Here is an 11,235-nt window from a genome sequence, read left to right on the forward strand (position 1 = left end):
ACGCAAGCACGCGAAAGGGCGGCTGACCTTCGGGTCGGCCGCCCTTTCGGCGTGTACGCGGGTGTTCAGCTCGGGACGAGGTGCGCCGGTGCGGCTGCCGCCGCCGCCCGGTCGAGCAGCCACACGGTGCGCGAGACGCCGTGCACCCGGGCCGCGGGCAGCAGCGCCGGCCCGGACAGCGCCGCGCCGACCGCCTCGGCCTTGTCCGGCCCGGCCGCGATCAGCCAGACCTCGTCCGCGGTGTCGAGGGCGGGAATGGTGAGCGTGGTGCGCAGCGGCGGCGGCTTGGGGCTGTCCCGGACCGCGCAGACCGGGCCGGTCTCGGCGGACACCGGGTGGCCCGGGAACACCGACGCCACGTGGCCGTCCTCGCCGACGCCGAGCAGCACCAGATCGAAGTGCGGCAGCGCGCCTCCGTCGGGCGCGTGCCGGGCCAGCTCCGCGGCGTACCGGGCGGCCGCCAGCTCGGGGTCAGCGCCGTCGGGGCCGTCCGGGGGTGGCATGGGGTGCACCCGGGCCGAGTCGAGCGGCAGCGAGTCCAGCAGGGCCTCGCGCGCCTGGGTCTCGTTGCGCTCCGGGTCCCCGGCGGGCAGGAAACGCTCGTCCCCCCACCACAGGTTCACCCGGGACCAGTCGACCGCGTCGCGAGCCGGGCTGGCCAGCACCGCCCGGTACACGGCCGCCGCGACCCGGCCGCCGGTCAGCACGACGTCGGCCGTGCCCCGCGCGGCCTGCGCGTCCAGCACCCGCACGATGAGCCGCGCGGCCACCGCCTGGGCGAGCACGCCCGCGTCGGCATGCACGACCACGGCCGCCGCCGGCACGGACCCGTCGGCGGCGTGTGCGCCAGGCCCCGGAATCGCTCGCTGACGCTCGCTCATGCGGCCACCGGTTCCCAGGCCGGGTCCTGCCAGATGTGGGTACGGGTGGACGCCCGGTCGCCGAGGTTCGCGACTCCCGTCGCCGCCGCGAGCGCGGCCGCGTACGGCTGGTCGGCGTCGAGGCGCTGCAGCTCCTCGGCCAGCACCTCGCCGAGGCGGCGTTCCACCAGTGGCAGCACCTGGTCCAGCGAGCCGGACTTGCGCAGCAGGGCCATGCCGTCGCCGGTGCTGTGCAGGCTCAGCGAACCGCCGTCGGCCAGCGCGAAGTCGACCCCGTGCAGCGCACCGGAGACCTCGGCGAGCTGCACCGGGATGCCCATCCGCGCGATGATCCAGCCGCGCAGCAGCGCGCCCAGCGGGTCACCGGCGGCGGCGTGCACCGTCGCCGACAGCGCGCCCGCCGACGCCGTGTCGAAGGCGCCCGCGATGAGCGCGCGCCAGCCGGTCAGCCGGGTCCAGGACAGGTCGGTGTCGCCGGGGGCGTAGTCCAGCGCCCGCTGCCGCAGCGCCGCGGCGGGGTCGGGGCACTGGGCGATGTCGGTGACCCGGCGCTCCGCGACGACACCCAGCGGGTCGTACGCGATGTGCTCGGGCGGGCAGCCGTGCCACCAGGTGACCACCGGCACGTCCGGGGCCAGCAGCGGCATGACCACCGACTCGCTGTGCAGGGCGAGCCGGCCGTGCATCCGCATGATCACGGCCTCGCACGGCCCGAGCCGCCCGCCGACGACGATCTCGGCGTCGAGCCGGTTCTTGGCGTTGGCGGTGGCCGCGTCGACGCCCGCGACGGGGCCGCGGCTGACCACGAGCAGCCGGCAGGGGTGCGACGCGGCGGCGATGGTGGCCGCGTCCTCGACCTGGCGCACCCGGCCCTCGTCCACGATGACGACCAGGTTGAGGGCGAGGCCGCTGGCGACGCCGCCCGCGTTGCGCCGCTCCGAGGCGAGCTTGCGCACCACCTCGTTACCGGTGGTGTCCCACAGGGCTAGCATTCCGTCCCACTTCCCAGCTTGATCAACAGCTCGGTCATGCCCGCCGCCAGGAGCGGCCCTCGCGGGCCAGCATCTCGTCGGCCTCGCGCGGACCCCACTCGCCCGCCCGGTACGTCGCGGGCTTGGTGCCCGCCCAGGCGTCCTCCAGCGGGTCGATGATGCGCCAGCCCTCCTCGACCTCCGCCGCGTCCGGGAACAGCGTCCGGTCGCCCAGCAGCACGTCGAGGATGAGCCGCTCGTACGCCTCCGGGCTGGACTCGGTGAAGGCCTCGCCGTAGGCGAAGTCCATGGTGATGTCGCGCAGCTCCATCTGGGTGCCGGGCACCTTGGAGCCGAACTTCAGCATCACGCCCTCGTCCGGCTGGACCCGGATGACCAGCTGGTTGTTGCCCAGCAGCTCCACGTCCTCGGGGTAGAACGGCAGGTGCGGCGCCTTCTTGAAGAGCACGGCGACCTCGGTGACCCGCCGCGGCAAGCGCTTGCCGGCGCGGATGTAGAACGGAACGCCAGCCCATCGGCGGTTCTGGATGGTCAGCCGCACCGCCGCGTACGTCTCGGTGTTCGAGTCCGGCGGGACGTCCGACTCCTCCAGGTAACCCGGGACCCGCGCCCCGGCGACCCAGCCGGTCAGGTACTGGCCGCGCACGGTCTCGGTGGTGACGTCCTTGGGCGGCACGGTGGCCCGCAGCACCTTGAGCTTCTCGGCCCGGATCTCGGAGGCGTCGAACGTGGTCGGCTCCTCCATGGCGACCAGCGCCAGCAGCTGCATCAGGTGGTTCTGCATGACGTCGCGGGCCGCGCCGGTGGCGTCGTAGAAGCCGGCCCGGGTGCCGATGCCGACGTCCTCGGCCATGGTGATCTGCACCGAGTCGACGTACTTCGAGTTCCACAGGGGCTCGAACAGCGAGTTCGCGAAGCGCAGCGCCAGGATGTTCTGGACCGTCTCCTTGCCCAGGTAGTGGTCGATGCGGAAGACGTCCTCCGCGCTGACCACGTCGTCGACCAGGTCGTTGAGCGCCTTGGCCGACTCCAGGTCCTCGCCGAACGGCTTCTCCACCACGACCCGCCGCCAGCCGCCCGACTTGGCGTTGTCGGCCATGCCGGTGCGCTCCAGCTGCTTGAGCACGGTCGGGAAGGCAGCCGGGGGGATGGACAGGTAGAACGCCGCGTTGCCCATGATGCCGTGCGAGTCGCGCAGCTCGTTCAGGCAGTCGTGCAGCCGGTCGAAGGCGGCGTCGTCGTCGAACGCGCCGCCCACGAAGCGGAAGTTGCCCGCCAGCCGGGCCCAGACCTCCTCGCGCCACGGGGTGCGCGCGTGCTCCATGGCCGCGGTGCGGGCCACGTTCTCGAAGTCGCCGTCGCCCCAGTCACGCCGGGCGAAGCCGGCGATCACGAAGCCGGGCGGCAGCAGGCCCCGGTTGGCCAGGTCGTACACGGCCGGGATGAGCTTCTTGCGGGCGAGGTCGCCGGTGACCCCGAAGATGACGAGCGCGCAGGGCTCCGGGATCCGCGGCAGACGGCGGTCCTGGGGGTCCCGCAGCGGATTGCTCCGCTGCGGGTCGGACGACACGGTCACGTGACGTCACCTCTCCTTGTACGGCTGGAGTCGGGCCGCGGCCTCCAGCAGCTGGGCGATGCCCTTGGCCCGGTCGGTCAGGTGCAGGTGCAGCAGCGGGCGGTCGCGCCCGGCCAGCGCCTGCCGGTCGCCCGCGGCCTGGGCCGCCTGCAGCCGGCCGAAGGTGTACGGCCGGCCCGGCACCGCCAGGTCCTCGGCGGCCTCGCCGGTGATCTGCAGGAACGCCCCGACCTGCGGACCGCCCTTGTGGTACTGGCCGGTCGAGTGCAGGAAGCGCGGGCCCCAGCCGAACGTCACCGGGCGGCCGCTCGCGGCGGCCAGCAGCTCGCGCACCTTCGCGGCGTCCGCGTCGGCGAACCGGTCCAGGTAGGCCATCACAGCGACGTAGCCGTGCTCGCCCGCGGCCCCGAGCAGGGCGCGCAACGCGTCCTCCAGGGAGCTCGCGTCGCCGTACCCGACGATGTCGCCCTCGGTGAACGACGGCGCCGCCGCGGGCAGGCCCGCCTCGAGGATCTTGTTGGTGTTCTGCTTGGACTCGGTGACGTTGGGCTGGTCGAACGGGTCGATGCCGAGCACCCGCCCGGCCACCGCGGTCGCGACCTCCCAGCACAGGAACTGCGCGCCGAGCGGCCCGTTGACCGAGACGTGCGGCGCCACGCCGCTGCCCGGCACCGCGCCGACGCCCAGCGACCCGCCGACCGTGGCGGTGAGCACGTCGGACCCGGTCGCCCCGGCGCTGGTCGGGGTCTCCACCACGACCGGCAGGATGCCCTTGCCGTCCTTGCCGGTGGATTCGGCGATCAGCTGCTCGGCCCAGTCGCCCAGGCCGCTGATGCCGCTGCCGTCGTCGACCAGCGCGATCTTGTCGCGGCCCGCCAGGGCGGCCGCGCCCATCGCCGCCCCGAGCAGGAACGCCGGGTTGTCCAGGTCGCCGGTCAGCGTGGTGGCGAACTCCTCCGCCTGGTCCAGCAGCTCGGCCACGTCGATCCCGGCCAGCGCCGTCGGCACCAGGCCGAACGCGGTCAGCGCCGAGTAGCGGCCGCCCACGTCCGAGTCGGCCAGCAGCACGGTCGCGCCCATCTCGCGGGCGGTCGCCTCCAGCGGCGAGCCCGGGTCGGTGACGACGACGAAGTGCCGGCCGGCCTCGGCCGGGCTCATGCCCGCGTCGAGGAATGCCTGCAGGTAGGCCCGGCGGTGGCTGTCGGTCTCCACGGTGCCGCCGGACTTGCTCGACACCACCACCACGGTGCGGTCGAGCCGGTCGCCCAGCGCGGCGGCGACCTGGCCCGGGTCGGTGGTGTCCAGCACGGTGAGCTGCTTGCCCAGGGTGAGGGAGATCACCTCGGGGGCCAGCGAGGAGCCGCCCATGCCGGCCAGCACCACGTGGTCCAGGTCGCCCAGCTCCTCCCGCAGCTCGGCGAGCTGCGGCAGCAGCGCCCGGCTGCGCTGGAAGGTGTCCACCCAGCCGAGCCGGATCCCGGCCTCGGCCTCGGCGGCCGGACCCCACAGCGTCGGGTCCTTGGCCGCCAGCTTCGCGGGCACCCCGTCGGCCAGCAGCCGCGCCAGCACCGGCTCGGCCGCCTCGGCGACCTCCCGGGAAACCCGCACGGTCAGCCCGCCGCCGAACACCGCCTCTTCGATGTTGCGCTGCTCGCTCACGCCTTCTCCAGCTTCGCCTGCACGCCCGCGAGCAGTTCCTTCCAGCTGGCGTCGAACTTGGCGACGCCGTCGCGCTCCAGGAACTCCACCACGTCGTCGTAGTCGACGCCGACCTCGCGCAGCGCGTCGAGGGTCATCTCGGCCGACTGCAGGTTGCCGGTGACCGTGTCGCCGGGCACCTTGCCGTGGTCGGCGAAGGCCTTCATGGTCTTCTCCGGCATGGTGTTGACCGTGTTCGGCGCGATCAGCTGCTCGACGTAGAGCGTGTCCGGGTAGGCCTCGTTCTTCGTGCCGGTGGAGGCCCACAGCGGCCGCTGCGGCTTGGCCCCGGCGGCCTTGAGGGCGGCCCAGCGCTGGCCGTTCACGACGTCCAGGTGCGCGCCGTACGCCAGCCGGGCGTTGGCGACCGCGGCCTGCCCGCGCAGGGCGAGCGCGTCCGGAGTGCCGATCTTCTCCAGCCGCTTGTCGATCTCGGTGTCGAAGCGCGACACGAAGAACGACGCCACAGACTCGATCTTGGCGATGTCGTGCCCGTTGGCCTGCGCCTGCTCCAGGCCGGTCAGCCAGGCGTCCATCACCGCGCGGTAGCGCTCCAGCGAGAAGATCAGCGTCACGTTGACGCTGATGCCCTCGGCCAGCGCCGCGGTGATCGCGGGCAGCCCGGCCAGGGTCGCCGGGATCTTGATGAACAGGTTGGGCCGGTCGACCAGCCACCACAGCTGCTTGGCCTCGGCGATGGTCGGCTCGGTCTGGTCGGCCAGCCGCGGGTCCACCTCGATGGACACCCGCCCGTCGACCCCGCCGGAGGCGTCGAACGCCGGGCGCATCACGTCGCAGGCCCAGCGGATGTCGTACGTGGTGAGCATGCGCACGGCCTCGTCGACCGTGACGCCGCGCACCTTCAGGTCGTGCAGCTGCGCGTCGTAGTCGTCGCTGCCCGCCAGCGCGCCCGCGAAGATGGTCGGGTTGCTGGTCACGCCGACGACGTGCGACTCGTCGAGCAGCTTGGCCAGCGCGGTGTGCGAGCCGCCCTCGGTCAGCCGCTCACGGGAGATGTCGTCGAGCCATACCGCGACGCCCGCGGCGGAGAGCTCGCCCAGTGGATCAGTCATGTGTCACTCGCCTGCCTTGTTCAGGGAGCGGCGGGCCGCGGCCGCGACCGCCTCCGGGGTGAAACCGAACTTCTCGAACAGGGTGGCGGCCGGGGCCGACGCGCCGTAGTGCTCCAGGCTCACCGACTCGCCGGCGTCGCCGACCAGGTCACGCCACGACATGGCGATACCGGCCTCGACGCTCACCCGGGCCTTGACGTTCGCGGGGAGCACGGACTCCCGGTACCCCGCGTCCTGGGCGCGGAACCATTCCTGGCACGGCATGGACACCACCCGGGTGGGCACGTCCTCGTCCTCCAGCAGCTCCTGTGCCTTGAGGCAGATCGAGACCTCGGAGCCGGTGCCGATGAGGATCACCTGCGGGGCGCCGGTGGAGGCCTCCTCCAGGATGTAGCCGCCGCGCTCGAAACCGGTGATCTTCGCCGGGTCGAGCGTGGGCACGTTCTGCCGGGTCAGCGCCAGCGCGGTGGGCCGGTCGCTGTGCTCCAGCGCCATGCGCCAGGCGTGCGCGGTCTCGTTGGCGTCGGCCGGGCGCACCACGTCCAGGCCCGGGATGGCGCGCAGCGCGGTGAGCTGCTCCACCGGCTGGTGGGTCGGGCCGTCCTCGCCGAGGCCGATCGAGTCGTGCGTCCAGACGTACGTCACCGGCAGCTTCATCAGCGCGGCCAGGCGCACCGGCGGGCGCATGTAGTCGGAGAAGACCAGGAACGTGCCGCCGTACACGCGGGTGCCGCCGTGCAGGGCGATGCCGTTCATGATCGAGCCCATGCCGTGCTCGCGGATGCCGAAGTGCAGCGTGCGGCCGTACTCGTCGCCGGGGAACTCCTTGGTGGCGAACTCGGCCGGGACGAACGACGGCTCGCCCTTCATGGTGGTGTTGTTGCTCTCGGCCAGGTCGGCCGAGCCGCCCCACAGCTCCGGCAGCACCGGCGCCAGCGCGTTCAGCACCTGGCCGGACGCGGCGCGGGTGGCCAGGCCCTTCGGGTCGTGCGGGAAGGACGGCAGCGCCTTCTCCCAGCCCGCCGGCAGGGTGCGGGTGCTCATCCGGTCGAACAGCGCCAGCCGCTCCGGGTTGGCCTTCGCCCAGTCGTGGAAGGCCTCCTCCCACTGCTCGTGCAGCAGGCGGCCGCGCTCGGTCACGGCGCGGGTGTGCGCGATGACCTCGTCCTCGACCGGGAACGCGACGGCCGGGTCGAAGCCGAGCAGCTCCTTGACCGCGGCGGCCTCGTTCGGGCCGACCGCCGAGCCGTGGATCTTGCCGGTGTTCTGCTTGGTCGGCGCGGGCCAGCCGATGATGGTGCGCAGCGCGATGAAGCTGGGCCGGTCGGTGACCGCCTTGGCACGCTGGATCGCCGCCCACAGCGCCGGGATGTCCTCGTGGTAACCGGTGTTGCCACCGGTCCAGTCCACCTTCTCGACGTGCCAGCCGTACGCCTCGTAGCGCTTGCAGACGTCCTCGGACTTCGCGATCAGGGTGTTGTCCTCGATCGAGATCTCGTTGTCGTCGTAGAAGACGATGAGGTTGTCCAGCTTCTGGTGGCCCGCGATCGAGGAGACCTCGTGGGTCACGCCCTCCTCGATGTCGCCGTCCGAGCAGATCACGTAGATGTGGTGGTCGAACGGGCTGGTGCCGGGGGCGGCGTCCGGGTCGAACAGGCCGCGCTCGCGGCGCGCCGCCATCGCCATGCCGACCGCGTTGCCCAGGCCCTGGCCCAGCGGGCCGGTGGTGGTCTCGACGCCGCGGGTGTGGCCGTGCTCCGGGTGGCCCGGGGTCAGCGAGCCCCACTGGCGCAGCGCCTGCAGGTCCGACAGCTCCAGGCCGTAGCCGGCCAGGAAGAGCTGGACGTACTGGGTGAGGGAGGAGTGGCCGGCGGAGAGCACGAAGCGGTCGCGGCCGGTCCAGTCGGGGTCGTTGGGGTCGAGCCGCATGGCCCGCTGGAACAACAGATAAGCCAGGGGGGCGAGGCTCATCGCGGTGCCCGGGTGGCCGTTGCCGGCCTTCTCGACGGCGTCCATGGCCAGGACGCGGGCGGTGTCCACCGCGCGGCGGTCGATGTCAGACCAGATCAACTGCTCGGTCACAGCTGTGCTACTCCTAGCGGCTCGTTTCCGTCACGCCAGGCCGTGGAAGGTTCGCCACGCCCAGGGGCTCCGGCAGGTACAAAGCATCGTCGTCCGGGCGGCCACGGTGTCGCCGGCGTCGGTGTTGACCCTACTCATACCGCGCACGACGCATGTGCGAACCCGTCCATTCCGCGCGTGGTGGCGCGCCCGCAGGGGTTGACCAGCGTTGCCGTACCCTGTTGCGGGTGAGCACGCTCGCCGCAGAGTCGCCTGAGGCGGCCACCGTAGATCTCCCGTCCCCCCGCACCGCCACGATCCCGGTCCAGCCGGGCGCGGTGGCCCGTGCCGCCCAGCTGCAGCGGCGCAAGGCCCGATGGGCGGTGGTGGGGGCATACGTGTCGCTCACCAAGCCACGGATCGTCGAGCTGCTGCTCATCACGACGATCCCGGCGATGATGCTGGCCGCCGAGGGGCTGCCGTCGCTCTGGCTGATGCTGGTCGTGCTGGTCGGCGGCTCGTTCGCGGCCGGCGCGGCCAACGCGATCAACTGCTACATCGACCGCGACATCGACCCGCTGATGGGCCGCACCTCGCGCCGCCCGCTGGTCACGCACAAGATCTCGCCCAAGAACGCGCTCGTGTTCGGGCTCACCCTCGCGGTCGCCTCGACGCTGCTGATGGCCGCGTTCACCAACTGGCTGGCCACCGCGCTGACCGTGGCCGCGATCGTCTACTACGACGTGATCTACACCGCGTGGCTCAAGCGGACCACGCCGCACAACACCTTCTGGGGCGGCGTGTGCGGGGCGATGCCGGTGCTCATCGGCTGGGCCGCGGTCACGAACTCGCTGGCCCCGGCGGCCTGGCTGCTGTTCGGCGTCGTCTTCTTCTGGCAGATGCCGCACTTCTACGCGCTGGCGATCCGGTTCAAGGACGACTACGCCAAGGCCGGCATCCCCATGCTGACCGTGGTGGCGACCCCGCGTCGCGTCGCGATCGAGTCCGTGGTCTACTCCTGGCTCACGGTGGCCACCTCGCTGGCGGTGTGGCCGCTGGGCATGTCGTCGGTGTACGGCGTACCCGCGCTGATCTGCGGCGGCTTCTTCATCCTGGAGGCCCACGGCCTGTACAGCCGCACGATGAAGGGCGAGGACGTCAAGCCCATGCGGCTGTTCCACTGGTCCACGGCCTACCTCACGATCGTGTTCGTGGCCACCGCGGTCGACGTGTTCATCTGAGCGGTTCTTACCTGTTTCGGCCGGACACGCCCTTTTTCGGTAAGGGCTGTCGGCCAGCTGACTGATTTCTGTCCGTTCTGTGACGCATTGACGATGCTATTTCCGGGCGAACCCGGACAGTCGATCTCTGTACATCGGGTTGCGATCACGTAACAGGAATCACAAAAGCTCCTCACCATCCCTCCACAAGACACCCGTTCTGCTTATCGTGCTTGGCATGGCAGAAGGTTCAGATACGACGACGACCATCGAGCACCCCACCGCCACCCTCGTGGCGGGCCTGCGCGCTTTCGCGAGCGAGCACGGGGGAGCGAAGGGAGTCGTCGAGTACGTCGGACGGCGCGGTGCGCGCATCGTGCTGGTGGGCAATGACGGGGCATGGGGCGACCGGATGGCCGCCAGCACCGACATCGCCCGGGCCGCCTGCGAGAAGGCCGGCATCACCGTGGAGAACGAGTGGGAGCGCGAGCTGATCGAGCTCATGCGCCCCACGAACGACCTCTGGCGTTCCATGTCCAAGCGAGTCCTGGCGCGCTGAGGTTCTTTCAGATCCCGCGTTATATTCGGATCTTGTGAGCACATCCCTTGACCACGCGACCCGGGCCCAGGCCCGGGTCGCCCTGGTTTCTGAAGCAGGTTCCGCCACCTCGCCCCGCCCCGGTGACCGCCCCCGGGTCGCGATCGTGACCTGCGCCGAGATCCCGCTGCTGGAGGCGGACGACCAGCTGGTGCTGCCCGCGCTGGCGGACCTGGGCGTCGACGCCGAGCCGGTGGTGTGGGACGACCCCGCGGCTGACTGGGCCGCGTACGACCTGGTGGTGCTGCGCTCCCCGTGGGACTACGCCCAGCGCCACGACGAGTTCCTGGCCTGGGCCTCGGGCGTGCCCAGCCTGGTGAACCCGGTCGAGACGGTGGCCTGGAACACCGACAAGCGCTACCTCGCCGAGCTGGCGGCCGCCGGCCTGCCGGTCACCCCGACCACCTTCCTGGCCCCCGGCGACTCCTGGACGCCCCCGGCCGGCGAGTACGTCATCAAGCCCGCGGTCAGCGCGGGCAGCCGCGACACCGGCCGCTACGGCCCGTCCGACGCCGCGCAGGCCATCGCTCACGTCCAGCGCCTCCAAGCGGCCGGCCGGATCACCATGGTCCAGCCGTACCTGCCCGCCGTGGACTCGTACGGCGAGACCGCCCTGCTCTTCTTCGCCGACCCGGAGACGGGCCGGCTGGCGTACAGCCACGCCATCCGCAAGGGCCCCATGCTCACCGGCCCCGACGAGGGTCTGGAGACCCTGTACAAGCCCGAGGAGATCACGCCCCGGGTGCCCACCGCCGCCGAGCGCGCCGTCGGCGAGGCCGTCGTGGCCACCCTGCCCACCGGCCTGGTCTACGCCCGCGTCGACCTCATCCCCGACGAGCGCGGCAACCCGCTCCTCGTCGAACTCGAACTGACCGAGCCCTCGGTCTTCATGCTCCACGACGAGGGCGCGGCCGCCCGCCTGGCCGCCGCCATCACCTGGGCCATTTGACCTTGACCCGCGGCCCTGGCGACGCCAGACCCGCCGCCCTGGCGACGCCCCGACCCGCCTCCGCGGTGACACCCGGCCCGCCGCCGTGGCGACCCCCGAACCGCTGCGCGGGCGCGCCGGCGCACCGCACTCCGCCCAAGATCGTTCGACTTGCCTGGCACCTGCGCATATCTTGACCCCGCATTCG

The 11,235-nt window shown here is 72.1% G+C and carries 9 protein-coding genes; 3 read left to right on the plus strand and 6 right to left on the minus strand.

Annotated elements, in window-relative coordinates:
• Window positions 1–65 precede the first annotated feature (65 nt).
• From pgl to tkt, 6 genes are read right to left on the minus strand one after another with little or no spacing between them, the layout of a single operon-like run.
• Window positions 66–881 (minus strand): 6-phosphogluconolactonase, encoded by an 816-nt coding sequence (pgl, locus tag Cco03nite_RS31180; protein ID WP_373314368.1) that lies wholly within the window; start codon window positions 879–881, stop codon window positions 66–68.
• Window positions 878–1,873, minus strand: coding sequence for a glucose-6-phosphate dehydrogenase assembly protein OpcA (locus Cco03nite_RS31185; protein ID WP_203696717.1), 996 nt, complete (start codon window positions 1,871–1,873; stop codon window positions 878–880). Before Cco03nite_RS31185 ends, pgl begins: the two co-directional genes overlap by 4 nt.
• Before the next feature lie 34 nt (window positions 1,874–1,907).
• Window positions 1,908–3,443: a glucose-6-phosphate dehydrogenase gene (zwf, locus tag Cco03nite_RS31190; RefSeq protein WP_203696733.1), complete on the minus strand. Its 1,536-nt coding sequence runs from the start codon at window positions 3,441–3,443 to the stop codon at window positions 1,908–1,910.
• Between the two features lie 12 nt (window positions 3,444–3,455).
• A complete protein-coding gene (locus Cco03nite_RS31195; protein ID WP_373314370.1) occupies window positions 3,456–5,108 on the minus strand; it encodes a phosphoglucose isomerase-related protein in 1,653 nt (550 codons plus the stop codon).
• Window positions 5,105–6,220, minus strand: coding sequence for a transaldolase (gene tal / locus Cco03nite_RS31200; protein ID WP_203696719.1), 1,116 nt, complete (start codon window positions 6,218–6,220; stop codon window positions 5,105–5,107). The genes Cco03nite_RS31195 and tal overlap by 4 nt, the downstream gene beginning before the upstream one ends.
• Window positions 6,221–6,223: 3 nt before the next feature.
• Window positions 6,224–8,302, minus strand: coding sequence for a transketolase (gene tkt / locus Cco03nite_RS31205; RefSeq protein ID WP_203696721.1), 2,079 nt, complete (start codon window positions 8,300–8,302; stop codon window positions 6,224–6,226).
• 296 nt (window positions 8,303–8,598) lie between these two features.
• On the opposite strand from tkt, the gene Cco03nite_RS31210 reads away from it, so the two are divergent.
• From Cco03nite_RS31210 to Cco03nite_RS31220, 3 genes are all read left to right on the plus strand, one after another.
• On the plus strand, window positions 8,599–9,522 hold the full coding sequence (locus tag Cco03nite_RS31210) for a heme o synthase (protein ID WP_203696743.1): 924 nt from the start codon (window positions 8,599–8,601) through the stop codon (window positions 9,520–9,522).
• A gap of 217 nt (window positions 9,523–9,739) precedes the next feature.
• Window positions 9,740–10,060: a hypothetical protein gene (locus tag Cco03nite_RS31215; protein WP_203696723.1), complete on the plus strand. Its 321-nt coding sequence runs from the start codon at window positions 9,740–9,742 to the stop codon at window positions 10,058–10,060.
• Between the two features lie 82 nt (window positions 10,061–10,142).
• Window positions 10,143–11,048 carry an ATP-grasp domain-containing protein gene (locus tag Cco03nite_RS31220; RefSeq protein ID WP_203696745.1) on the plus strand — a complete coding sequence of 302 codons (906 nt, stop codon included), beginning with the start codon at window positions 10,143–10,145 and terminating at the stop codon, window positions 11,046–11,048.
• Window positions 11,049–11,235: the final 187 nt, after the last annotated feature.

It is taken from the genome of Catellatospora coxensis (assembly GCF_016862635.1).
GTDB lineage: Bacteria > Actinomycetota > Actinomycetes > Mycobacteriales > Micromonosporaceae > Catellatospora > Catellatospora coxensis.